General features: G+C 67.5%; 25 protein-coding genes. 14 read left to right on the forward strand and 11 right to left on the reverse strand.

The features are described from left to right. Window positions 1-5: 5 nt before the first annotated feature. Together fdhD and DL991_RS06270 are read right to left on the reverse strand one after the other, a co-directional pair. Window positions 6-833, reverse strand: a complete 828-nt coding sequence (fdhD, locus tag DL991_RS06265) for a formate dehydrogenase accessory sulfurtransferase FdhD (RefSeq protein WP_125781896.1) — start codon at window positions 831-833, stop codon at window positions 6-8. Then, window positions 833-2,164, reverse strand: coding sequence for an OFA family MFS transporter (locus tag DL991_RS06270; RefSeq protein WP_125781898.1), 1,332 nt, complete (start codon window positions 2,162-2,164; stop codon window positions 833-835). Before DL991_RS06270 ends, fdhD begins: the two co-directional genes overlap by 1 nt. A gap of 109 nt (window positions 2,165-2,273) precedes the next feature. On the opposite strand from DL991_RS06270, the gene DL991_RS06275 reads away from it, so the two are divergent. Both DL991_RS06275 and DL991_RS06280 read left to right on the forward strand, forming a co-directional pair. After that, a complete protein-coding gene (locus DL991_RS06275) occupies window positions 2,274-3,428 on the forward strand; it encodes an epoxide hydrolase family protein (RefSeq protein ID WP_125781900.1) in 1,155 nt (384 codons plus the stop codon). A 45-nt stretch (window positions 3,429-3,473) separates the two neighbouring features. Then, window positions 3,474-4,289: a MerR family transcriptional regulator gene (locus DL991_RS06280; RefSeq protein ID WP_125781901.1), complete on the forward strand. Its 816-nt coding sequence runs from the start codon at window positions 3,474-3,476 to the stop codon at window positions 4,287-4,289. A 147-nt stretch (window positions 4,290-4,436) separates the two neighbouring features. Here the strand turns inward: DL991_RS06280 and DL991_RS06285 are convergent, their stop codons facing one another. Continuing rightward, the gene (locus DL991_RS06285) at window positions 4,437-5,207 is read right to left on the reverse strand and encodes an alpha/beta fold hydrolase (RefSeq protein WP_125781903.1); all 771 of its coding nucleotides are present in this window, start codon (window positions 5,205-5,207) and stop codon (window positions 4,437-4,439) included. A gap of 51 nt (window positions 5,208-5,258) precedes the next feature. On the opposite strand from DL991_RS06285, the gene DL991_RS06290 reads away from it, so the two are divergent. Continuing rightward, on the forward strand, window positions 5,259-5,825 hold the full coding sequence (locus tag DL991_RS06290) for a GNAT family N-acetyltransferase (RefSeq protein ID WP_125781904.1): 567 nt from the start codon (window positions 5,259-5,261) through the stop codon (window positions 5,823-5,825). Continuing rightward, window positions 5,822-6,448 (forward strand): LysE family translocator, encoded by a 627-nt coding sequence (locus DL991_RS06295; protein ID WP_125781911.1) that lies wholly within the window; start codon window positions 5,822-5,824, stop codon window positions 6,446-6,448. The genes DL991_RS06290 and DL991_RS06295 overlap by 4 nt, the downstream gene beginning before the upstream one ends. A 22-nt stretch (window positions 6,449-6,470) precedes the next feature. Here DL991_RS06295 and DL991_RS06300 read toward each other — a convergent pair whose 3' ends face one another. Next, window positions 6,471-7,529: a cobalamin-independent methionine synthase II family protein gene (locus tag DL991_RS06300; protein WP_125781913.1), complete on the reverse strand. Its 1,059-nt coding sequence runs from the start codon at window positions 7,527-7,529 to the stop codon at window positions 6,471-6,473. A gap of 255 nt (window positions 7,530-7,784) precedes the next feature. On the opposite strand from DL991_RS06300, the gene DL991_RS06305 reads away from it, so the two are divergent. From DL991_RS06305 to DL991_RS06325, 6 genes are all read left to right on the forward strand, one after another. Next, complete coding sequence (locus DL991_RS06305; protein ID WP_125781915.1) at window positions 7,785-8,051, forward strand: DUF3040 domain-containing protein; 267 nt, start codon at window positions 7,785-7,787, stop codon at window positions 8,049-8,051. A gap of 62 nt (window positions 8,052-8,113) precedes the next feature. Beyond that, entirely contained in the window at window positions 8,114-8,539 is a 426-nt protein-coding gene (locus DL991_RS06310) for a YciI family protein (protein WP_125781917.1), read from the forward strand. A gap of 34 nt (window positions 8,540-8,573) precedes the next feature. Then, complete coding sequence (locus DL991_RS06315) at window positions 8,574-9,623, forward strand: DNA polymerase IV (RefSeq protein ID WP_199753845.1); 1,050 nt, start codon at window positions 8,574-8,576, stop codon at window positions 9,621-9,623. Between the two features lie 252 nt (window positions 9,624-9,875). After that, window positions 9,876-11,351, forward strand: a complete 1,476-nt coding sequence (ahcY, locus tag DL991_RS06320; RefSeq protein ID WP_199746753.1) for an adenosylhomocysteinase — start codon at window positions 9,876-9,878, stop codon at window positions 11,349-11,351. A 465-nt stretch (window positions 11,352-11,816) separates the two neighbouring features. Further along, a complete protein-coding gene (locus DL991_RS42885) occupies window positions 11,817-11,972 on the forward strand; it encodes a DUF6131 family protein (protein ID WP_199753847.1) in 156 nt (51 codons plus the stop codon). Window positions 11,973-12,120: 148 nt separating this feature from the next. Further along, window positions 12,121-12,342: a DUF2795 domain-containing protein gene (locus tag DL991_RS06325; RefSeq protein ID WP_125781921.1), complete on the forward strand. Its 222-nt coding sequence runs from the start codon at window positions 12,121-12,123 to the stop codon at window positions 12,340-12,342. Between the two features lie 157 nt (window positions 12,343-12,499). On the opposite strand, the gene DL991_RS06330 is transcribed toward DL991_RS06325, so the two are convergent. The 7 genes from DL991_RS06330 to DL991_RS06360 all read right to left on the reverse strand — a co-directional run bounded on the left by DL991_RS06330 (window position 12,500) and on the right by DL991_RS06360 (window position 17,732). Further along, window positions 12,500-12,712, reverse strand: coding sequence for a hypothetical protein (locus tag DL991_RS06330; RefSeq protein ID WP_125781923.1), 213 nt, complete (start codon window positions 12,710-12,712; stop codon window positions 12,500-12,502). Between the two features lie 139 nt (window positions 12,713-12,851). After that, on the reverse strand, window positions 12,852-13,706 hold the full coding sequence (locus tag DL991_RS06335) for a Ku protein (RefSeq protein ID WP_125781925.1): 855 nt from the start codon (window positions 13,704-13,706) through the stop codon (window positions 12,852-12,854). A 118-nt stretch (window positions 13,707-13,824) separates the two neighbouring features. Then, window positions 13,825-15,051, reverse strand: coding sequence for a styrene monooxygenase/indole monooxygenase family protein (locus tag DL991_RS06340; protein WP_125781927.1), 1,227 nt, complete (start codon window positions 15,049-15,051; stop codon window positions 13,825-13,827). A 25-nt stretch (window positions 15,052-15,076) separates the two neighbouring features. After that, window positions 15,077-15,694 carry an ATP/GTP-binding protein gene (locus DL991_RS06345; protein ID WP_125781929.1) on the reverse strand — a complete coding sequence of 206 codons (618 nt, stop codon included), beginning with the start codon at window positions 15,692-15,694 and terminating at the stop codon, window positions 15,077-15,079. Next, entirely contained in the window at window positions 15,669-16,052 is a 384-nt protein-coding gene (locus DL991_RS06350) for a DUF742 domain-containing protein (protein ID WP_125781931.1), read from the reverse strand. Before DL991_RS06350 ends, DL991_RS06345 begins: the two co-directional genes overlap by 26 nt. 19 nt (window positions 16,053-16,071) lie before the next feature. Then, window positions 16,072-16,506 carry a roadblock/LC7 domain-containing protein gene (locus tag DL991_RS06355; RefSeq protein ID WP_125781933.1) on the reverse strand — a complete coding sequence of 145 codons (435 nt, stop codon included), beginning with the start codon at window positions 16,504-16,506 and terminating at the stop codon, window positions 16,072-16,074. After that, window positions 16,503-17,732 (reverse strand): ATP-binding protein, encoded by a 1,230-nt coding sequence (locus DL991_RS06360; RefSeq protein ID WP_125781935.1) that lies wholly within the window; start codon window positions 17,730-17,732, stop codon window positions 16,503-16,505. Before DL991_RS06360 ends, DL991_RS06355 begins: the two co-directional genes overlap by 4 nt. 272 nt (window positions 17,733-18,004) lie before the next feature. Here DL991_RS06360 and DL991_RS06365 point away from each other — a divergent pair, with 272 nt between their 5' ends. From DL991_RS06365 to DL991_RS06380, 4 genes are all read left to right on the forward strand, one after another. Further along, entirely contained in the window at window positions 18,005-18,640 is a 636-nt protein-coding gene (locus tag DL991_RS06365; protein ID WP_125781937.1) for a TetR/AcrR family transcriptional regulator, read from the forward strand. A 31-nt stretch (window positions 18,641-18,671) separates the two neighbouring features. Further along, window positions 18,672-20,405 (forward strand): ABC transporter ATP-binding protein, encoded by a 1,734-nt coding sequence (locus DL991_RS06370; protein WP_125781939.1) that lies wholly within the window; start codon window positions 18,672-18,674, stop codon window positions 20,403-20,405. After that, a complete protein-coding gene (locus DL991_RS06375) occupies window positions 20,405-22,429 on the forward strand; it encodes an ABC transporter ATP-binding protein (RefSeq protein WP_125781941.1) in 2,025 nt (674 codons plus the stop codon). The genes DL991_RS06370 and DL991_RS06375 overlap by 1 nt, the downstream gene beginning before the upstream one ends. 112 nt (window positions 22,430-22,541) lie before the next feature. Beyond that, window positions 22,542-23,999, forward strand: coding sequence for a DNA polymerase ligase N-terminal domain-containing protein (locus DL991_RS06380; RefSeq protein ID WP_125781955.1), 1,458 nt, complete (start codon window positions 22,542-22,544; stop codon window positions 23,997-23,999). Window positions 24,000-24,146 lie beyond the last annotated feature (147 nt).

Below are 24,146 nucleotides of genomic sequence, written 5' to 3' on the forward strand. Positions count from 1 at the left end.
CCGGGTCAGGACAGGCCGAGGCGATCCGGGCGGGTGTAGACGTTCATGGAAGTGCCCCGCAGGAACCCCACCACGGTCAGGCCCATCTCCGCGGCCAGGTCCACCGCCAGCGACGACGGCGCGGAAACCGCGGCCAGCAGCGGGATCCCGGCCATCACCGCCTTCTGCACCAGTTCGAACGACGCCCGTCCGCTGACCATCAGCACCGTTCCGGACAGCGGCACTCTCCCGTCACGCGCCGCCCAGCCGACCACCTTGTCGACGGCGTTGTGCCTGCCGACGTCCTCCCGCAGGCACAACAGGTCGCCGTCGGCGCTGAACAGCCCGGCCGCGTGGAGCCCGCCGGTGCGGTCGAAGACCAGCTGCGCCGTCCGGAGCCGATCCGGCAGTTCTGCCACTGTGGACGGTGTGATCGTCAGATCGTCGCCGTCCACCGGCCAGGTCGCGGTGGTCCGCACGGCGTCGAGACTCGCCTTCCCGCACAACCCGCACGACGACGTGGTGTAGAAGTTCCGTTCCAGGGAGGCATCGGGCGGGGCGACGCCTTCCGCGAGGACGACGTCCAGCACGTTGTAGGTGTTGGAGCCGCCGGTGGTCGCGCCCGCGCAGTAACGGATCGAGTGGATGTCCTTCGCGGACCGTGAAACCCCTTCGCCGACGAGGAATCCGGCGGCGAGGTCGAAGTCGTGCCCGGGGGTGCGCATCGTGATCGTCAACGGCTTCCCGCCGACGCGGATCTCCAACGGCTCTTCGACGGTCAGCGTGTCCGGGCGGGCACCCGGCACGCCTTCGACGACGCGGATCACCCGCCGTCTGCTCGTCACCCGGCCCATCAGCGGACCGCCGGCAACAATGACTTCGGCCGTCCCGGCTGGGAAAGTCGTCCGCCGAGCAGCGCCCCGAGAACGCTGAGCGCGCCCGCCACCGCGAACGCTCCGAGATATCCGTGCGTGGACACGACGAACGCGGCCAAACCGACTCCGAGCAACGCCCCGACCGCCTTGGCGCTGTACAGCACCCCGAAGTTCGGCAGTGCCGATTCCTCGCCGAAGTAGTCGCGGACCAGTGACACCAGCAGCGAGTAGCAACTCCCATTCCCGAGCCCGGCGAGCGCGGCACCCACGACGAGCCCCACCGCGTGATTGCCCGAGTAGAGCAGCACGAACTGGGCGATCCCGCCCGTGGCCAGCGCCAGTCGCAGGATCCGGCGCCTGCCGAGCCGGTCGGACAGTCCGCCGAGCAGGACTCGCCCGGCACCGGTCACCCCGGCGAGCACCGCGAGCGCGACGGCGGCGAGTTCCGGACCGCCTCCTTGCGCGGCCACGAAAGTCGCGAGATAGGCGACATCGAAGAGCAGGACCGCGGCGGCCAGTACGACGATGAGGTACATCGCCACCGCGGTCGGACAGCGGAGCACCTCCCCCGGCCGATACTCGCGCAGGGCGGGCCGGTTCACCGCGACCCCGCGGTTGCGCACCTTGTCGGCCGCCCACGTACGCGGATCCGGCCGTTCCGGCCACCAGCGGGGCGGCGGATCGCGCAGGAGGACCGCAGTGCCGGCGATCATCATGAGCACGGCCACCGCGACCGCGTCCAAGAGCGGGCGGCGATTGCCCTCCGAGAGCCAGAACCCGGCCCCCAGCACGAAAAGCACGCTGCCGTACGCGAAAGCGCCGCTGACCGCGCCCACCCGCGCCGGGACGCGATCGGGGAACCAGTTCATCACCGTGCCGACGCAGGTCGCGTAGACGACGCCCGTCCCGATCCCGCCGAGTACCGAGTAGCCGACGAACATCGCGGTCAGGTTGTTCGCGTGCCCCAAGGTGAACATCCCGGTGGCACAGAGCACCCCGCCGGCGATCACGGCGACCGCGGGCGGGAACATCCCGCGCTCGCGCAGCCGGGCCACCGGGTACACCACGCACGCCTGGCACACCGTCCAGAGCGCGAAGGAGGCGATCACTTCGGGGAACGTCCAGCCGTAGGTGTCCATCAGAACCGGTGCGACGACGCCGAAGCCGTATTGCTGGATCCCGGCGGCGAACATCGCGGTCCAACTCAGCCACAGCATCCACGACCGGGGCCTGCCGATCAGGTCCACGTCGCTCTCGCCGACACGATACCGGCGGCCGTAGTGGTCTCGCAGGATTCGAGGATCGGGCATGGGTCCCACCCCGCTCACGGCAGATTGTATACAGTATGTAGTTTGGTTATAGCACTCGGGCTGCCGGAAGTCCACGAATTGTCGGACCCCCTCGTTAGCGTCAGCCGACATGGACAGCACGCCGTTCCAAGCGCGGATCCCGGAGGCCGATCTCGAATACCTCCGGGATCGGCTCCGCCGTGCCCGCTGGCCCGACGACGAGACCGTCGACGACTGGTCACAAGGCGTTCCTGCCGACTACCTGCGCGAACTGTGCTCGTACTGGGCCGAGCACTACGACTGGCGTGCCGCCGAGTCCCGGCTCAACGCGGTCCCCCAGTTCCGGACCGAGATCGACGGACTCGGCATCCACTACCTGCACGCCCGCTCCCCCCATCCCGGGGCGCTGCCGCTGATCCTCACCCATGGCTGGCCCGGTTCGGTCTTCGAGTTCCTCGGCGTACTCGGTCCCCTCACCGATCCGGTCGCCCACGGCGGTGACGCGGCGGACGCCTTCCACGTCGTCGTCCCTTCCTTGCCCGGGTACGGCTTCAGCGACAAACCCGCGCGGGCAGGCTGGTCGATCCAGCGCATCGCCGACGCGTGGATCCGCCTCATGGACGGCCTCGGCTACGAGCGTTACGGCGCCCAAGGCGGCGATTGGGGCACCAGTATCACCACGCTCATGGGGCGGACCGCTCCCGCGCGGCTGGCCGGGATCCACCTCAACCCACCGCTGGCGGCGCCGGACCCGGCGACGTTCGACGACCTGACCGAGTCCGAGCGGAAATCGCTCGCCGATCTCGAAAGGGCCAAGGCGGACGGTTCGGGTTACGCGATCCAGCAGGCGACGAGGCCGCAGACGATCGGCTACGCGCTGGCGGACTCGCCGGTCGCGCTGTGCGCGTGGATCGTCGAGAAGTTCCAGGCGTGGACGGACTGCGGCGGCCATCCGGAGAACGCGCTGACCCGGGACGCGATGCTCGACGACATCACGCTCTACTGGCTCACCGGCACCGGCGCTTCGTCCGCCCGGCTGTACTGGGAGAGTTTCGCCGAGGTGTCGAGCTGGTTCGCGGAGTCCACTGTGGACACGATCACCGTGCCGACGGGCTGTTCGATCTTCCCGCGCGAGACCCCGCGCCCGTCCCGCCGCTGGGCGGAACGCCGATTCACCGACATCCGGTACTGGAACGAACTCGATCGCGGAGGCCACTTCGCGGCCTTCGAACAACCCGGCGTGTTCACCGACGAGGTGCGCTCGTTCTTCCGGCTCGTGCGGTGACCGATTGACTCTGACACCGTGTCAGGCTCTCTGGTGGGAGGCGTCATGTTCAGTATCGGAGACTTCGCCAAGCACGGCCGGGTGACTGTCCGGATGCTGCGTCACTACGACGCCATCGGGCTGCTGCGCCCCGCCCACGTCGACCCGTTCAGCGGCTACCGGTCCTACACCGGCGACCAGCTGACCCGGCTCAACCGGGTGATCGCGCTCAAGGATCTCGGCTTCACCCTCACCAAGGTGCAGGAAATCCTCGACGCGGAGATCGGCGCGGACGAATTGCGGGGGATGCTGCGGCTGCGCCGCGCCGAACTCGAAGCGGCCATCGAGGCGGACGAGGCACGGCTCAAGGCCATCGAAGCGCGGCTCCGGTCGATCGAAAGCGAGGGAACCATGTCTTCCGAAGACGTCGTCGTCAAAGGCCTTCCCGCGGTGCGCGTCGCCGAGCTGACCGGGACGGCGAGCGGATACGTGAACGAAGAGATCGGCCCCGCCGTCGAACGGTTGTACAAGGAGCTGTTCGGAGCGCTCGGCCCGAACACGCAGTCGGGACCGCTCATCGCCTACTACGAGGACGACGCAGACGGCGAACGCGTGCTGATCCACGCCGCCGTCCCCATCTCGGCCGAAACCGACGGCACCGAAGGGTTCTCGACGGTAAGCCTCGCCGAAGTGGAAAGCGCGGCGACGATCCTGCACCGTGGCTCGATGGAGACTGTGCTCTCCAGCTACCAGGCATTGGCGAAGTGGGTCGACGCGCACGGCTACCGCACGAGCGGCCCGGTACGGGAGTTCTATCTCGAGTGCCCGGCCGACGGGGACAAGTGGGTCACCGAGTTGCAGCAGCCGATCACCAAGGCCTGACGCTCACGTAGTCGTGAGTGGCGGTTCGGGTTAGACCAGGGGTATGGCAAAAGTGGCTTTCGCGACACAGCCGCCCCACGGCCGCGAGCGAATCCCCGCCACCCGCGACACCTTTGCCTTACCCCTCAACAGAACCCGAATCGCCACTCACGACCCGCCACGGTCGCCAAGGAAGCCGAGCACGGCAGAACGGAACTCGTCCGGCGCCTCCAGCCACGGCACGTGCCCGACCCCCTCGAACCGCACCCGTGTCACCGACGGCAGGGCCTCTTCCAGCGAGTCGACGGCCCAGCGGGGCCGGTTGTCCGCCATCCCGTCCACGATCAGTGCCGGCACCCGCAGCGACCGGCAGGCCGAGACGAGCTCCGCTTCCGGCACCGTCCGCATCTCCTCGCTCAGCGTCGCGTTCGCCTCGTAGTTGACCGGGAACCAGGGAGTCGCCATCGCTTCGGCATGGCGCTCGCCGTCGGTCACGAAATCGGCCGTCCATTGCCGCACCGCGCGTTCCCTGCCCTCCCCGGGCGGCGCTTTTCCCGCCACCCGCTGGAACTCCGCGTGCCATTCGTGGCCGAGGCCGACGCCCGACACGTAAACGAGCGCGCTCACCCGCTCCGGATGCGCGAGCGCGTAGAGGAGACCGAGATGCGCGCCCCATGAATGACCGAGCACCGGGACCCGGTCGAGGCCGTGCCACTCGCGGACGGCGTCGACGTCGGCGACCATCCGTTCGAGTGTGTACGGGCCACGCGGCTCCGAGCGCCCGGCGCCGCGCTGATCCCAGCGGATCAGCCGGAATCGCGGACCGAGATCGAGTGTGCCGAACATGTCCCACAGGCCGGGGCCGCCGTGGCAGCACAGGATCGGTTCGCCCCGGCCGGTCGCCGAGGTCCACAGCTCAATGCCGTCATCGGTGATCACCACGGGATTATCCGATAGGCGGAGCCGCCGTCGTTAGTTATCTTCCGCGACATGACGACGGACACGCCGCCCCAGCGGACGGCCACCCTCGCCGACGCGCCCGCCATCGCGGCGCTGATGCGGGCCTCGGTGCTGGAGTTGTTCCCCCGGTTCTACAACGAGCGGGAGACGGCGAGCGCGGCCGAGCACGTCGCACGCCTCGATCCGCGGTTGCTCGAGGACGGCACGTACTTCGTGCACGAGACGGACGGAGAGATCGTCGCTTGCGGAGGCTGGAGCAGGCGCAACAAGACGCACGCCGGCGCCGGCGATGCGGCTGACGACGACCGTCCGCTCGACCCCGCCACCGAACCCGCGCGGGTACGCGCGATGTTCGTCCGCGGTGACTGGACCCGGCGTGGACTCGGACGCGCGATCCTCGAGTCCTGTCGTCTCGCGGCGAAGGCCGAGGGATTCACCTCGCTGACGTTGACGGCGACCCTGCCCGGTGTCCCGCTGTACCTGTCGTTCGGTTTCACCGAGGTCGAACGGGTGACGGTGACGACGCCCGACGGCGTCGACCTCGCGGGCGCAGTGATGGCCAGGGACATCGACGATCCGGATAGCATCGGAAGATGATCCCCGGGGCAACCGCACTCTCGTTCGTCTTGATCTGCCTGCTCGGCGCGATGGCACCGGGCCCGGATTTCCTGGTGGTGACCCGCAGCGCGATCCTCGGCGGGCGCAAGGCCGGGATCGCCGCCGGACTCGGCATCGCGCTCGGCGTCTTCGTCTGGGTGGTCGCGATCGCGCTCGGGGTCGCGGCAATCCTCACCGCGTCGGCGATCGCCTTCACCGTGGTGAAACTGATCGGCGCCGGGTACCTGATCTTCCTCGGCGTCAAGGCGTGGCTGGCGGTGCGCCGCGGCGACTACAGCGAGCTCAAGGACAGGGTGGCGCCCGTCGTCGTGCCCAAGGAGGCGTTCCGGCAGGGACTGCTCACCAACCTGTTCAACCCGAAGGTCGCGATGTTCTTCCTCGCGCTCATCCCCCAGTTCCTCCCGCATTCGGCCTCGACCGCACAGACCCTGCAGCTGGCCGTGCTGGCCACCACCGTGGCCGTCGTGTGGACCTTCGTCCTGGCGACGCTGGTCGGTTCGCTGCGGAGGTTCTTCAGCTCCGGCTGGGTGCGGCGGACGATGGACGCGGTGATGGGCACCTTCCTGGTCGGACTCGGGATCCGGGTCGCGGTCCAGAACTGACGAAGGCACCCATCACACGACGTCAGAGGGCTTCGGCGGCGAGACGCGTACCTTCGACGCGGGCGGCGATCTTGGCGAACGCGGTCTCCCGCGACGTCGAGATGTCGTCGGCGAACGGCGAGAACCCGCAGTCGTCACAGGTGCCCAGGCGGTCCGGTGAGATGTACCGTGCGGCCTGGAGAACCCTGTCCCGGACCTCCTCCGCGGTTTCGACGCGCGGGTCGATCGGATCGGTCACGCCGACGAAGATCCGCTGCTCCGGCCGGGAGTGCTCGGCGATCACCTTCAGCGCCCGCTCGGGTTCCGCCTCGCTCGCCAGCTGGACGTAGACGTTGCCCACCTTCAGCTGGAACAGCGTCGGGAGCAGGTCGGCGTAGTCGACGTCGAGGCTGTGCGCCGAGTCCTGGTCTCCCCCGGGACAGGTGTGCACACCGATCTTCTTCCGCTCCTCCTCGGAGAAGCGGTCCAGCACCGCGTTGTTCAGGTCCACAAAGGACTGCAACAGTCCACCGGAAGGGTCGAGCTTCAGCGACAACCGACCTTCGGTGAAGTCGATTTGAACGCTGTCGGCACCCGCGTCGAGACTGCGGCGGATATCGGTTTCGGCTTCGTTCACCAGGTCGGCGATGAACTGGTCTCTGCCGTATCCGGCCAATTCCTCACCGGGATAGACGAGACTGACCGCGGAAGCCGCGATCACCGCCTGTTTCACCGGCCTGGTCGCGTGTTTCTTGACCTCGCGCAGATAGGAGTCGGCGTAGGTCTGATATCGGAACGGTCCGGCGGTGAGCCGCGGAAGCTGCCGGGTGTGCCCGTCGGCGAAGGGGATGACGACGCCATCCGGAGCCAGCGAAGTGAGGCCCGCCAAGGGATACGTGGCGAAGCTCGGCTTACCCTGCTCTCCGTCGGTGATGACCGGGGAACCGGTCTCCTCCAGTCGCCTGACGGTGTCCACGAGGGCCTTTTCCTGCAACTCGCCGAGCCCGTCGGCGTCGAGTCGTCCAGCCGCGTGCTCACCGAATGCTTCGATGAGGTAGGCCGGACGGGGAATACTGCCGATCGGTTCGGTAGGAATGGTCATCGCTCGTGTCCTCCCAGATTGAGCAACCGCGGCCGCCCTGGCCACAAGCTCAGAAGCTACCGAGCCCTCCCCTCTTTGACGATCTTTCGCTGTGCCCAAACCCCTAATGGCGCAACAAATCCACTCGCGGAGGCCGGCAAGCGCCAAGCCGTATAGGTCGTTATACGAAATCTGGGGAAATTCGATGCTTATCCGGCACCGCTCCTGGGTATTCCGTGGGTGTCGACGGCCGAGGCGCGCCGAAGGAGAAGCCCGATGCTGAGCCATCACGATCGGCAAGAGCTGGAAAAGATCGAGCGCTGGTTCGAGCTCACCGAGCCGGCGTTGGCCGCTCGGCTCCGCTCCGGCAGGCCCGCCCGGCCCCCGCTGCTCCGGCTGGCCGTCCTCCTGAGTCTCGACCTCACCGCCGGCCTGCTGATGCTGCTGGGCGTCGTGGTGAACAGCCCTGCCCTGTTGCTGACCGGGATGATCACCGTGACCGCCGCGGTGATCGTGCATCTGTCGCGGTTCGGTCGCGACTGATCGTCTTCCCGCTCGCCGGTAGGGTTCCGGGCGATACGTCCGGTTCACTGGGAGGAAGACGCATGCGGTTCATGATCATCATCAAGGCAGACGAGGATTCCGAAGCCGGGAAAATGCCGCCGATGGAGGCCTTGACCGCCATGGCGAAGTTCAATCAGGACATGCTCGACGCCGGGGTGCTGGTGGGCGGCGAAGGCCTGCAGGAGAGCGCGAAGGGCGCGCGGGTCACGATCAACGCGGCCGGAACCACCGTCACCGACGGCCCGTTCACCGAGGCCAAGGAACTCGTCGGCGGTTACTGGATCGTCGATGTCCCTTCGCGCGCCGAGGCGATCGAGTGGGCGCAGCGCTGTCCCACTCCCCCGCACGGTGACATCGTGCTCGAGGTCCGCAAGATCCTGGAAGCCGAGGATTTCGGCGAAAACTTCACGCCTGAGCTACAGGAGAACGAGCAGCGGATGCGCGATGAGATCGCCGAACGTTCCTAGGGCGGACACGCAGAACGCGGCCTAAGCTCGCTTCATGGCCGTCCGGGAGTGGGTGCGCTGGGTACTTCACGTCGACCTCGACCAGTTCATCGCTGCGGTCGAGGTCGCCCGGCGGCCAGAGCTGCGCGGCAAACCCGTGGTCGTCGGCGGCACGGGAGATCCGGCCGAACGGGCCGTCGTGGCGACGGCGTCGTACGAAGCGCGGGAATTCGGCATCCGGTCCGGGATGCCGTTGCGAACCGCCGCGAAACGCTGCCCCGAGGCGATCTTCCTGGCGACGGACGCGCCCGCCTACCAAGAAGTGTCCGATCGGGTGATGGCGACGCTGCGGGAATTCCCGGTGATCGTCGAGGTTTTCGGCTGGGACGAAGCCTTCCTCGGCGCCACGACGGACGATCCCGAAGCACTCGCCGCCGACATCCGGCGAGAGGTGGCCGAGAAGACCGGGCTGTCCTGCTCGGTCGGTATCGGCGATAACAAGCTGCGCGCCAAACTCGCCACCGGCTTCGCCAAACCGGCCGGGATCTTCCGTCTCGTCCAGGACAACTGGTGGGACGTCATGGCCGACCGGCCGACGGACGCGCTGTGGGGCATCGGCGCCAAGACAACGAAGAAGCTCGCCGAGGCGGGCTATCGCACCGTGCTGGAGCTCGCGGGTGCCGATCCGGCGGACCTCGCCGCACGGTTCGGTCCGAAGCTCGGCCCGTGGTACCGGCTCCTCGCCGGCGGCATCGGCGATGCCGAGGTCACCGCGACGCCGTACGTGGCGCGATCCCGCAGCCGCGAGACGACCTTCCAGCAGAACCTCACCGATCCCGGGGTCATGGCCGCGGAGGTCGTCGCGCTGGCGAAACGCGTCTCACAGGACGTCGCGGACGAACGCAGGCCCGCCGCGCGGATCGCGGTCAAGGTCCGGTTCGCACCGTTCCACACCCATGCACACAGCGTGACCCTGCCCGCCCCGACCTCGGATCCCGCCGAGATCGAGAAGGCGGCACTGGCCGTTCTCGGCATGTTCGAGCTCGGCAGACCGGTCCGCCTGCTGGGCGTCCGCGCCGAATTCGCCACGCCCGCGTCGCCTTGACAGCGCTCGCGGCGTTTTGCCATTCTGGGTTCCGGGCCGAGAGGCGCTGCGACGGAATTCTTCCGCCACGCTCGGCCCGCCGCGACAGACGTAAGGGCGCCTCCCACTGCGGAGGTGCCTTTCTTTGCGTCGAAACCCTTTTCCGGCCTTCGTCGTCGAGGCCGTGCGCTGAACCCCCGCACTGACACCGTCCTTCCCGCCACCGGCGAGAAGGACCGCTCCGCCCTGCCTTCCTTGATGATTGGAGAACCTGTGAGCCCCACCCTGTCCAAGGTCAACGGGATCGAATTCGCCGTCGCCGATCTCTCGCTCGCCGAGGCCGGCCGCAAGCAACTGCGCCTCGCCGAGGTCGAAATGCCCGGCTTGATGGCGCTGCGCCGCGAATACGCCGACTCGCAGCCGCTGAAGGGCGCGCGGGTCGCGGGTTCGCTGCACATGACCGTCCAGACCGCCGTGCTGATCGAGACGCTCGTCGCGCTCGGCGCCGAGGTTCGCTGGGTGTCGTGCAACATCTTCTCCACGCAGGACGAGGCCGCCGCGGCCGTCGTCGTCGGCCGGGAGGGCACCGTCGACAAGCCGTCGGGTTCGTCGGTGTTCGCCTGGAAGGGTGAGACGCTCGCCGAATACTGGTGGTGCACCGACCAGCTCTTCGACTTCGGCGACGGCCGCCTCCCGAACATGATCCTGGACGACGGCGGCGACGCGACCATGCTGATCCACAAGGGCGTCGAGTTCGAGGCCGCCGGCGCCGTGCCGCAGCCGACCGAGGAAGACCCCGAGGAGTACCACCTCGTGCTGGAGACCCTGCGCGAGAGCCTCGGCCGCGACACCGGCCGGTTCACCCGAATCGCCAAGGAGGTCCGCGGGGTCACCGAGGAGACCACCAACGGCGTCAAGCGGCTGTACAAGCTCGCCAAGGAGGGCGAGCTGCTCTTCCCGGCGATGAACGTGAACGACTCGGTGACGAAGTCGAAGTTCGACAACAAGTACGGCATCCGCCACTCGCTCATCGACGGTCTCAACCGCGGCACCGACGTGATGATCGCGGGCAAGGTCGCCGTCGTCTGCGGCTACGGCGACGTCGGCAAGGGCGCGGTGGAATCGCTGCGCGGCCAGGGCGCCCGCGTGGTCGTCACCGAGATCGACCCGATCTGCGCGCTGCAGGCGGCGATGGAGGGCCTCGACGTCGTGGAACTCGACGACGTCGTCGCGCGCGGCGACATCTTCATCACCACCACCGGCAACTTCGACATCATCATGGCCGACCAGATGGCCAAGATGAAGCACAACGCGATCGTCGCGAACGTCGGCCACTTCGACAACGAGATCGACATGGCCGGGCTCGCGAAGATCCCCGGGATCGAGAAGATCGAGATCAAGCCGCAGGTGCACGAGTGGGTCTTCCCCGCGACCGACGGCCGTGAAAAGCACTCGATCATCGTGCTGTCCGAGGGCAGGCTGATGAACCTCGGGAACGCCACCGGCCACCCGAGCTTCGTGATGTCGAACTCCTTCACCAACCAGACGATCGCGCAGATCGAGCTGTTCACGAAGCAGGGCGAGTACGCCACCGACGTCCACGTGCTGCCGAAGCACCTCGACGAGAAGGTGGCCCGTCTGCACCTCGACGCGCTGGGTGTCCGGTTGACGAAGCTGACCAAGCGCCAGGCCGAGTACATCGGCGTGGACGTCGAGGGTCCGTACAAGCTGGACCACTACCGGTACTGAGGCACGCCGCCTCGTGAGTGGCACGGACGGTTAGCGCCAAGGGTGGCTTAGGTACCTACGTGGGGTTCCGGCTGTGGTTGATGCCAGGCCGGTCCGTGAAGGACTCCAGTCAGGCGCTCACGTAAAGCGGTCGCGGTCCGTGGGGATGTCGTGAAGGGCCCCTTCGAGACGCTGAAGGTCTCAAGGGGGTCCTTCACGTACCTAGGGAAGGTGTGAAGGTCGAGTTTCCTCGGCTGAGCCGAGGGAAGGAGTCCTTCACGCGCAGCCACTGTGACCGCTGGTGCACCTGAGAGGAAGCTCGCCAGCACCGTCCTCGCCGCTCACGAGGCTGGGCGGCCGCTAGGCCGAATGCGTGAAAACTTCGGCCGGATGGACCTGTTTCTCCTGGATTGAAGCGGGAATCCCTTGAGTAGCCCCACCCCGGCAGCACCCAGGCCGGGCGACTACGAAGGAGAAGGTGTTCCCGTGATCATTCTCGGCGTCATCCTGATTGTCGTCGGTGTCATCGCCAGCATCCCGGTTCTGTACTCGATCGGGATCGCGGTCGCGGTCATCGGCATCATCCTGGCCGTTCTCGGGAACACCGGGAAGGCCGTCGGCGGTCGCGCCCACTGGTACTGAGCACCGGACCGAACCGGTACCGAGCCCCCGGTACCGGCGCTGAAACAGACCGGGCACCCGGCGTTCCCCCTCACGCCGGGTGCCCGGTCTGTTTCCGTTCACCGCTCGCCGGGTATCCGCCTCGGACGACGAGAAGGAGGCAGAGCCGATGGCAGGAACGGACCCTCGCCCGTACTTGACGGAGGCGACCTACCCGTGTGGACGCGACGAACTCCTGAGGGCCGCCGCGGCGGCCGGAGCGGGCGATGACGTCCTCGGTCCGCTGGGTGCCCTTCCCGCGCGGGACTACGCGGATGAAGAACGAGTCTGGGAGGCGGTGCGCGCCTGTGACGGCGCTCCGATCCACGACACCGCGAAGGAAGCACCGTGACATGAAGGGGTCCCCCGGCTCCGAGGGGGAGGGAGAGCCGGAGGACCCCGTCATAGTTAACACATTCCCGGCCACGATGTACACGAACGCCCACACCTTCGAGTGGCAATCGGTCGTGATCGCCCGAATCGGGCCGGAGTGCTGTATTGGCCGCCGGTCAAGAAGCCCGTAGCAGCAGCCGGGCCTCCACCTCGGCGCAGGTGCAGCCGTCATCGACGTCGAAGCAGTCGATCGTCAGCGTGTGCCGGGCGAAGTCGTGATCGACGCAGCCGTCCTCGCCGCATTCGGTGAAACCACCGTCGAGGTGGACCACCAGGGTTCCGTGGCAGTGGTCGAGTCCGCCGGAGCAGAACGCGCACTCCATGTTCATGCCGCCTCCCGCGATCAGGTCGAAGATCGCTTCGGAAAAGTTCTCCTCGATTGCCTTACTACCACCGAGGGGCGACAGATCCTGACATACGGCGCGGCGTGTCGCGGTGACACCGGGCACAACCGTCCACAAAGGAGGGTCAAGCGCTCTTCGGGGTTCGCTTGCCGGACGCGGGTTTCTTCGCCGCGGTGGTCTTCTTGGCCGTCGAAGGCTTCCTGCTCTTCTTCGCCTCGCTCACGCTGGCCTGCAAGGCCTCCATGAGGTCGACGACGTCGGCCTTCGCGCCCACGGCCTTCGGCTTCGTGGTCTCGTTCCCCGCGGCCTTGGCCTCGATCATGGCCTCCAGGGCCTCGCGGTAGGAATCGGCGTACTTCTCCTGTTCGAACACCGGCTCCGAAAGCGAGTCGATCAGCGAACCCGCCATCGTCAGCTCCTGCGGCCGCACCTGCGGCGGATCCTCGTCCAGGAACCCGAAATCGGGGACGCGGACCTCGTCGGGCCACAACATCGTCGTCATCGTCAGGACGTCGCTGTGGACCCGCAGGATCGCGAGCGTCTCCCGCTGCCGGATGGCGACCTTCGCGACCGCCACATGGCTTGCCTTCTGCAGCGCGTCACGCAGGACAACGTACGGTTTGACGGCGTTCTTCTGTGGTTCGAGGTAGTACGTCTTGTCGAACTGGATCGGGTCGATGGACTCCAGCGGCACGAATTCGAGGACGTCGATCGCCCGCGACGACGCCAGCGGCAGTTCCGCCATGTCCTCGTCGGTGAGCACGACCATCTCACCGTCGGGCAGTTCGTAGCCCTTGGCGATCTCGGCGTAGGGCACTTCCTCACCGTCGATCGTGCAGAACCGCTTGTACTGGATGCGGCCGCCGTCGGACTCGTGCACCTGGCGCAACGAGACGTTCTTGTTCTCGGTGGCCGCGTAGAGCTGGATCGGGATGCTCACCAGTCCGAAGGACACTGAGCCCTTCCACATCGAACGCATCGCGCCGCACCTCCACCGCCGTCACCGACCGTACTCACGCACGGTGACCACGGTAGCCCGAAACGGCGCGACGCGACAGTCCCGCGAACCCGATCGCGGGACCATCGCGGCTCCGGAATCAGGCCTCGGCCAGGTACTTCTCCGCTTTCGCGGGATCGAGGAACCAGTGCTGGAAATCGGTCGGATCGGAGAACCCGTTCGCGAACCGCTTCGCCACGGCGGGCTTCTCCCCCGCCGCGCCGATGATCTGGAGCACGTGCGGGGGCGGCGGCTGCAGCATCGCGTTCGTCCAGGTCGTCACGTGCTGGGCGTACTCCCAGTACCTCTCGAACGACGCGGCCATCCACTCCTCGTCGAACGGCTTGTCCCCGCGATCGAGGATCGAGTCCAGATAGGACGCCGCGCAGTGGCTCGCGTTGTTGGAACCCTGGCCGGTGATCGGGTCGTTGGCCACCACGACGTCGGCCATGCCGAGCACCGCGGTCCCCGAGTCCAGCTTGCCGACCGCGTTCCGCACGACCGGCGTGTATCCGCCCGCCAGCGTCGCCTTCGCGTCGGTCAGCACGGCGTTCCTCGAGCGCTCGTACTCCCACGGGAGGAACTGCTTCATCAGCGACAGGATCCGGTCGAGATGCTGCTGCGGCGAGGGCCGGTCGTCCCAGCAGTCGAGCGGGCCGCCGGGGACACCCTCGAAGAACAGGATGTCGCAGTTCCCGCTCAGCGTGTACGCGGGGATCATGAACAGCTCACCCACGCCGGGGATGATGTTGAACCGCACCGCGGCCTTGTCCGGATGCTCGGGGCGTCGCTCGAGGCCGTGCACGTACGCCAGCGAGAGCGCGCGCTGCGGTTCGGTGTACGGCGACCGCTCCGGGATCCGGTCGAACAGCTGGACCAGCTCACCCTTGCCCGCCGCGATGACGACCAGGTCGTACAGCTTCGCCAGCGGCGCCAGATCCGAGGTGGTGACGCCGTGGATGACGACCTTGCCGCCGCGGTCCTCCACCAGCTCCAGCCAGGCCGCCATCTTCACCCGCTGGTCCACCGACTGCGCGTAGTGCTCCAACGGCCCGAACCAGTCCAGCACGCGGCTGGAGTCCGGTCCGGCGATCGACACGCCGAGCCCCTCGACCTTGACGGTCTCGTCCTCCCACAGGTTCAGCTTGTGGTCCCGCTCGTGCTGCAGGGCGGAGTGGAACATGCACTGGGTCGACATCACCTTGCCGGACCGGATCTCGTCCGGCGTCCGCGCCGACATCACCGTGACGTCGTAATCGTGGGACAGCAGGCTCAAAGCCAGCTGCAACCCCGATTGCCCGGCACCGACGATCAGAACCTTGCGCATCCTCGACGTTCCTCCCAGAAACCGTTCAGCTGAGTGAGGCGAACTCGCGACCTGGCCCGGAGACCACCGCGAGGGACAGCGTGTGCGACACCAGTTCCTGCAACGTCGCGACCGCGGACTTCGGATCGCGGGCGTCGCACGTGACCAGCGGGATGTCCGGGGACAGCGCCAGCGCGTCGCGGACCTCGTCGAGGTCGTGCACCGGCATGCCCTCGAACTGGTTGACCGCGACGATGAACGGCAGCTCGGAGTCGTTCTCGAAGTAGTTGATCGCGGCGAATGACTGGTCGATCCGGCTGGTGTCGACCAGCACGACGGCGCCGAGCGCGCCGCGCGAGAGGTCGTCCCAGAGGAACCAGAACCTGGCTTGGCCCGGCGTGCCGAACAGGTACAGGAGCAGGTCTTCACGCAGGGTGATCCGGCCGAAGTCCATCGCGACCGTGGTGGTGGATTTGGTCCCGGGCGGCACCAGCTCGTCGACCCCGGCGCCGGCCTCGGTCATCCATGCCTCGTTGCTCAGTGGCGGGACCTCGGAGACGGAGCCGACGAACGTCGTCTTGCCCACGCCGAATCCACCGGCGACCACGATCTTGGCGGAGATCGCCAAGAGATCGGCGTCAGACCGGGAGGCGCTTGAGTCCATCGAGGATCCTCTCGAGCACGTTCGTATCGTGGTTGTAGGCGTGGGCCGTCGGGTGCACGAAGACGGCGCCCTGGGTGGCGAGGTCGCCGATGAGCACCCGGACCACGCCGAGTGGCAGATCCAGTCCCACCGAAAGCTCGGCGATCGACGAGCGGTCGCGGGCGCGCTCGTACAGCGCGCGCGATTCGGGCATCAGGGCCTCGGCCAGCGACGGGTCGTAGCGCGGGACCGAGATCAGGGTCTCCACGAGCAGCAGCTGGCTGCTCTTGGTCCGGCCGCCCGTCAGCGCGTACGGCCGGATTCTGCGGCTGCGCATCTTGACGGGCCGGTCCGGAGATTGGTCGGTGGACACGGTCATCCCTTCCTTCTCCGGATTCTCAGGCCTGCGGCCGTCGGGCGGTCAGGACCTGCCGGAGTCCCGCTCGCACCTCGGGAGTGAGGGCGTGACCGGCGTTGGTGATGAACTGGGTCATCTCGTAGGCGACGACCTTCATGTCGCAGTCCGGCTCGGTGAGCACCGCGAGCCCGGCCTCCGAGCCGATCCCCATGAACAGGAAGTAGCCGCGGGTGAGCCGGATGATGATCTGCTCGCAGGTGCCCTTGCCGAACAACGTGGCGCTGTTGCCCGCGAGGCTGAGCAGGCCGCTCGCGATGGCGGCAAGCTGTTCGGCGTCGTCGCTGGACACCGATTCCGAAGCGGTCAAAGGGAAACCGTCGACGGACATGATCAGCGCGTGACTGGCGCCGTGCACCTTGCGCACGAAGTCGTCGAGCAGCCACGTGAAATCCGTGGTCGCGTCCTGGGCGGTCACTGGGTGTTTCCTCCGGTCTCACGCTCGTGCCGGTCGTCGAGAGCGGCACGCTCGCCGTCGCTGAAGGCATCGAGGTCGGCCAGCAGCGCCTCGTGCCCGTCCGCCGCGTCGGCGAGCGGGGTGGTCGGCGGGGCCGGTTCGTCGGGCAAAGTCCTGATACTGCGGGAAACCCGGCGCGGAAGGCCGCTGGCCGTGGTGCCGCCGTCGGCGGGCGGCTCGAAGGCCGTGCGCGGACGCGGGCTTGGCTTCCGTTGTTCCGGTTCCGCCGCGGGGGTGGGGGCGGGACGGCGCCTCGGCAGCCCGGACGGCGTCGCGACCGGGTCGCCCACGGGCGCTCCGTTGGTGATCCTGGCCTGCGGCAGCACGACGGTCTGCGAACCGGACCACTGCTTCTCGGCCAGCTCCGACACCACCGGGACCGGCAGCAGCACGGTCGCGACCGTGCCGTGCGGGGTGCGGCGGTCGAGTTTGACGGTGATCTCGTGCCGGTCGGCGAGCCTGCCGACGACCGCGAGTCCCATATGCCGCACGGAATCGTCGTCGAGCACCGGGCCGGCCGCCAGCCGCTCGTTCAGCGCCGCGAGACGTTCGGGCGGCATGCCGATGCCTTCGTCCTCGATGCGGATCAGCACGCTGCCCTGTTCGGTGAGGTGCGCGCTGACGCTGACCGGCGAACTCGGCGAAGACTGGTTCGCCGCGTTGTCGAACAGTTCCGCGAGGATCCGGCTGACGTCTTCGGCGGCGAAGCCGACGACACCGAGCGAAACGACGCGGCCGATCGTGATCCGCGAGTAGTGGTCGATCGACGACATCGCGGCCCGCATCACGTCGAGCACGGACGAGATCCCGGCCGTCGTGTCGTCGGCGTCGCGGCCGGCGAGCACGCGCAGGTTCTCGGCGTTGCGCCGCAAGCGGGTCGCGAGGTGGTCGAGCCGGTAGAGCTCGGCGAGACGGTCGGAGTTCTCCTCCCCCGCCTCCATCGTCTCCAGCTGGGCCAGCAGCTGGTCGAGCAGGTTGAGGTCGCGCAGCGCGACATTGGAACAGACGCCCGCGAGCGCACCGGCCTCCGGCGCGTCCACGGCGGGCCGCTGTTCCACCGCCGGTTCGACCGGCGGAGCCGACGGAGCGTGCCTGGGCGGTGCGGCGAGGAACTGCGCCGCGGCGACCCTGGAACGGTCCAGAAGAACCCGTGAGCGGTCAAGCAAGCCTCGAGCCCGCGTCACCATGTGCTTCCACTTCTTTCTCTTCGCATACCCGGACCCGTGTCGCACTCCCCAGCACAACGACGGCCATGCAAGCAGAAGTCACTATCCGTGTCCACAGTCGGTTTCCGTTCGACCGCTGGCAGTGACCTGGTCACGAACGCGTTACGGCTGGTGAGCGCCGCACGCTAGGCCATTCGGCTGCATCTTGCGTGTTCCACGCCACGGGGGATGTCCGAAAAGTGCGGATTGCGCATAAATTTGCGTGCCACGCAAGTTTTCCTTAGGCTGGTCGCATGCCCCTCGACCCGCCCGCGCCCTTGGGGCTGCGCGAACGCAAGAAGCGCGCGGCCCGTCGTGCCATGAGCGAGGCGGCACTCAGACTCGCCATGGAAAAGGGCGTCGAACAGGTCCGCGTCGAGGACATCGCCACCGCCGTCGGGGTCTCGCCACGCACGTTCAACAACTACTTCTCCAGCAAGGAGGAGGCGATCTGCTCGTTCATCGTCGAACGGCAGGAACTCCTGCGGGAGGCGCTGCGCGAGCGGCCTGCGGGAGAGACGCTGTGGGAGGCGGTCGGCACCGCGACGCTGGAAGCCTACGGCAGCCTGGGGGAGCCGAATCGCGGCTCGGTCGAGCTGGCGCGGTCGCTGCTCTTGCACCCGTCGGTGCAGGGCGAGTTCCTCAAAGCGCACGCCAAGGTCGAACAGGTGCTGGCGGGCGCCATCCTCGAACGTGCGGGCGCGGACGCGGAAAACGCGTTGAACGCGCGGCTCATGGCGGCGATCGTGGAGTCCGCGGTGAAGACGGCGTTCTTCAGCTGGTTGGTCGACGAGGGCGCCAGGCCGTTCCTGGAGACGCTCGACGTCCTCCTGCGCGAAGCCTCGGCGGGCGTCCCCTCGCTCACCGGCCCGAACCCGAACCAGAAGTGACACCCTACCCACCACTGGGGGAGAAACCGTTGTGCTGACCAAGCTGTTGCGCATTCACCTGCGCCCGTACCGGCGAGACCTGTGGCTGATCGTGTTGCTGCAGTTCGTCCAGACCCTCGCCGGGCTCTACCTGCCGACGCTGAACGCCGACATCATCGACGACGGCGTCGTCAAGGGCGACATCGACTACATCCTCGGCGTCGGCGGCGTCATGCTGCTGGTGTCGCTGGTGCAGATCGCCTGCTCGATCGGCGCGGTCTACTACGGCGCCCGCACCGCGATGGCGGTCGGCCGCGACGTCCGCGGCGCGATCTTCCACCGGGTGCAGGACTTCTCCGCCCGCGAGGTCGGCCAGTTCGGGACGCCCTCGCTGATCACCCGCACCACCAACGACGTCCAGCAGGTGCAGATGCTGACGTTGATGACGTTCACCCTGATGGTTTCCGCGCCGATCATGTGCTTCGGCGGCATCATCATGGCGCTGAACCAGGACGTCACCCTCTCCTGGCTGCTCGTGCTCGCGGTGCCGATCCTCGGCATCTCGGTCGGGGTCATCATCGCGAAGATGCGGTCTGCGTTCCGGCTGATGCAGAAGCGCATCGACAAGATCAACCAGATCCTGCGCGAGCAGATCATGGGCATCCGCGTGATCCGCGCCTTCGTCAAGGACACCCACGAGCGGCGGCGGTTCGCCGAGGCCAACACCTCCCTGCTGGACGTCTCACTGGTCGTCGGCAGGCTCATGGCCCTGATGTTCCCCATCGTCATGCTCGTGATGAACGCCTCCAGCGTCGCCGTGCTGTGGTTCGGCGGGCTCCGCATCGACGACGGCAGCATGCAGATCGGCGCGCTCACCGCGTTCCTGTCGTACCTGATGCAGATCCTGATGGCGGTCATGATGGCCACCTTCATGTTCATGATGGTGCCGCGCGCCGAGGTCAGCGCCGAGCGCATCACCGAGGTGCTCGACACGCACTCCAGCGTCGTCCTCCCGGCGAACCCGATCAGCCCCGGCGAAGTGCACGGACGACTCGAACTGTCCGATGTGGAATTCCGCTACCCCGGCGCGGAAAAGCCGGTGCTGCAAGGGATCTCGCTGCTGGCCAGGCCCGGTGAGACCACCGCGATCATCGGCAGTACCGGCAGCGGAAAGACCACGCTGCTCAACCTGATCCCCCGGCTGATGGACGCCACCGACGGCTCGGTTCGTGTCGACGACGTCGACGTCCGGGAACTGGATCAGACCGTGCTGTCCGACGCCGTCGGACTGGTGCCGCAGAAGCCGTACCTGTTCGCCGGGACGGTCGCGAGCAACCTTCGCTACGGCAAGGCCGACGCCACCGACGAGGAACTCTGGCACGCGCTGGAGGTGGCCCAGGGCAAGGAGTTCGTCGAACGGATGTCCGAGGGGTTGAACTCCCCCATCTCCCAGGGCGGGACCAACGTCTCGGGCGGGCAGCGACAGCGGCTCGCGATCGCGCGGATGCTGGTGCGGCGCCCCGAGATCTACCTCTTCGACGACTCCTTCTCCGCGCTCGACTACGCGACCGACGCCGCGCTGCGGCGGGCGCTCGTGGCCGAAACCGCCGAAGCGACCGTGGTCATCGTCGCGCAGCGGGTCAGCACGATCCGCCAAGCCGACCGCATCATCGTGCTCGACGAAGGCCGCGTCGTCGGCAGCGGCACGCATACCGAACTCATGGACGGCAACGAAACCTATCGGGAGATCGTGCTGTCCCAGCTGACCGAGCAGGAGGCCGCCTGATGAGCGCGCCCGAGTCAACAGAGTCCACTTCGGACAGCACGAACGCGCCGGCCGAACCGGTGGGCGAGCGCGCCAGCGCGGCACGGAGCCCCGGCTCCGGCGGAAGCGGTTTCGGGCGCGGCTTCACGGGTGGCCAGCCCGCCGAGAAGGCCTTGGACTTCAAGGGATCACTGAAACGCCTGCTGCGCCTGCTGCAACCGCAGCGAGCCATGCTGTACGGGATCCTGATCTTCGGCATCGCCAGTGTCACGCTGAGCGTCATCGGCCCGAAGATCCTCGGCATGGCGACGGACCTCATCTTCGCGGGCGTCGTCGCGAAGGACATGCCTTCGGGGGTGAGCAAGGAACAGGTCATCGCCGGGCTTCGGGCGGAAGGCGACAACACCCTCGCCGACCTGTTCTCGGGGATCGACTTCGTCCCGGGTCAGCGCATCGACCTCGACGCCGTCGGTCAGGTCTTGCTGTGGGTTCTGCTGCTCTACATCGTGGCGTCGTTCTTCTCGCTGTTGCAGACTCGGCTGACCACGACCCTGGTCCAGCGGGCCGTGTTCGACCTGCGGGAGCGGATCGAGGAGAAGTTCGCCAAGCTCCCGCTGAGCTACTTCGACCGCCAGCCGCGCGGTGAGGTGCTGAGCCGGGCGACCAACGACATCGACAATCTCGCGCTGTCCCTCCAGCAGACCCTCGGGCAGATCGTGTCGTCACTGCTGATGGTCGTCGGTGTGCTCGTGATGATGTTCGTCATCTCACCGGTACTGGCGCTGGTCGCGCTGCTTTCGGTGCCGGCGTCGGTGATCGTCGCGGCCAAGATCGGCAAGAGGGCGCAGCCGCAGTTCATCAAGCAGTGGTCCACCACCGGGCGGCTCAACGCGCATATCGAGGAGATGTACACCGGGCACTCGCTGGTCAAGGTGTTCGGCCGCCGCGAGGAGGCCGAAGAGGTCTTCCGCGAGCACAACGACACGCTCTACGGCGCGAGCTTCAAGGCGCAGTTCATCTCGGGCACCATCCAGCCCGCGATGATGTTCATCGGCAACCTGAGCTACGTGCTGGTGGCCGTGATCGGCGCGCTGCGCGTGGCCTCCGGGACCTTGTCGCTCGGCGACGTCCAGGCGTTCATCCAGTACTCGCGGCAGTTCAGCCAGCCGGTCACGCAGATCGCCAGCATGGCGAACCTGCTGCAGTCCGGGATCGCGTCCGCGGAGCGGGTCTTCGCGTTGCTCGACGCGGACGAGCAGGAGCCCGAGCCCGCCCAACCCGCGCGGGTGGAGAAGCTCCGGGGCCAGGTCGAGTTCGAGCACGTGTCGTTCCGGTACACCGAGGACACGCCGCTCATCGAAGACCTGTCGCTCACCGTCGAACCGGGGCACACCGTGGCCATCGTCGGCCCGACCGGCGCGGGGAAGACCACGCTGGTCAACCTGCTCATGCGGTTCTACGAACTCGACGGCGGCCGCATCACCCTCGACGGTGTCGACATCGCCGGGATGGACCGCGAGGATCTGCGGGCCAAGACCGGCATGGTGCTGCAGGACGCGTGGCTGTTCGGCGGCACCATCGCCGAGAACATCGCCTACGGTTCCACGGGCGCCACGCAGGAGGAGATCGTGGCAGCGGCCAAGGCGACCCACGTCGACCGGTTCGTCCGCACCCTTCCGGACGGCTACGACACGGTGATCGACGACGAGGGCGGCACGGTCAGCACCGGCGAGAAACAGCTGATCACCGTCGCGCGAGCGTTCCTGGCGAAACCCGCGATCCTCATCCTCGACGAGGCGACCAGCTCGGTCGACACCCGCACCGAGGTGCTGATCCAGCGGGCGATGAATTCGCTGCGCGAGGGGCGGACGAGTTTCGTCATCGCGCACCGGCTCTCCACCATCCGCGACGCGGACGTCATCCTGGTGATGGAGAACGGCTCGATCGTCGAACAGGGCGATCACGAAACGCTGCTGCTCACCGGGGGCGCGTACTCGCGGCTCTACGCCGCGCAGTTCGCGGAGGCGCTGGCCGAAACCGACTGAGCCAAATCGGTACGAAGGCCCCTTTTCCTGCTTTCACCACGGGAAAAGGGGCCTTCATCGCACGGGAAGACCATGAACGGCGCTAGGCTTGCGTGACCCGACCCGGAAAGGGGTGCGCTGGCCGACCATGGCGGAGAAACTCGGCGATTACCGTCGTAAGCGCAGACCGGGGCGGACACCCGAACCCCTTCCCGATCGCGACGGGGAGACCGGGGCCGACGATCTCTTCGTCATCCAGGAACACCATGCGAGCAGCCTGCACTGGGACATCCGGCTCGAACGGGACGGGGTACTGGTCTCGTGGGCGGTGCCGAAAGGCCTGCCGATGTCGCCCGATCTCGAACGCCTCGCCGTGCACACCGAAGACCACCCGATGGAATACCTGACCTTCGAAGGCGACATACCCGCCGGCGAATACGGCGGTGGCACCATGACGATCTGGGACACCGGCCGATACGAAACGCTGCACTTCAACGACCACAAGGTCGAGGTCGTCTTCCACGGGAAACGCGCACGCGGGAAATACCTCTTCCTCAATGTGAAGAAGGACGGCAAGGATCGCGGCTGGCTGCTCAAACGGCTCGACCCCGCCGATCCCGGCCGCGTGGAACTCCCCTCGTTCCTCGCCCCGATGCTGTCCAGACCGGGCCGTCTCCCGTCGACCGCCGAAGACGCGGAATGGGCCTACGAATTCGACTGGTCCGGACGCCGCACCTTGATCCGCGTGACCGGGGGCAGGATCACCGCGTACGACGATTCAGGCGACGACGTCACCGGTCTGTACCCCGAATTCCGCGGGCTCGGCGAACAACTCGGTACCACGGAAGCCTTTCTTGACGGGGAAATCGTCGTCTTCGACGGCGGGAAGCCGAGTCCGGACGGGCTCGGGCACCGCGCGCGGGCGACGAAGGCTTCCGCGAAACGGCTCACCTCGCGCTATCCGGCGTTCTACCTGGTGAACGATCTGCTGCATCTGGAAGGCCGTTCCTGCGTCGAGTCGTCCTATGTCCAACGGCGGGAACTCCTCGGCGAGCTCGGGCTCGCCGGACCGCATTGGCAGGTCACCCGGTATTACCCCGGAGACGGTGGCGCGGTCGCACGAGCGGCCCGCGAACACGGGCTGGCCGGCATCGTGGCCAAACGGGCCGACTCCGCGTATCACCCGGGAAGGCGTACCGGGGAATGGCTTTCCATCACCGGGGCCAGGGTCCAGCAAGTGGTGCTCGGCGGCTGGCGGCCGGGTGGCGGCAGCCGGGCAGGCACGTTCAGCTCGTTGCTGCTCGGCGTCCCACACGAGGATGGCTTGCGGTACATCGGAAACGTCGGCGTTGGCTTCGCGGCCGACGAACTGGAGGAGCTGTCCCGGCGACTGACCCGGTTGGAACGCAAGACATCCCCGTTCCGCTCCGTCCCGGACAAACAGGCACGGGACGCGCGCTGGTCCCGCCCGACCGTCGTCGGCGAGGTCGTCTTCGGCGGCTGGACCGAGTCCGGCTGCCTGCGGAATCCGCGGTGGCGTGGCCTGCTGCCGGACGTCAGCGCCGAAGAGGTCGAACTCGACGGGGCTTAGGGCGTGTTTCACAAGTCAAGTTCGCGGTCTTCGCGCCCAGGCGGTCCCCGACGGCACGGGCGGACGCGGCCGAGTACGACCCGGTACGAGGCCGATCCGCCCGCACCGCCAGGAACCACCTGGATCACGAAGCCCATCGAACAGACT

This window comes from Amycolatopsis sp. WAC 01375 (genome assembly GCF_003947325.1).
In the GTDB taxonomy this organism is placed as follows: domain Bacteria; phylum Actinomycetota; class Actinomycetes; order Mycobacteriales; family Pseudonocardiaceae; genus Amycolatopsis.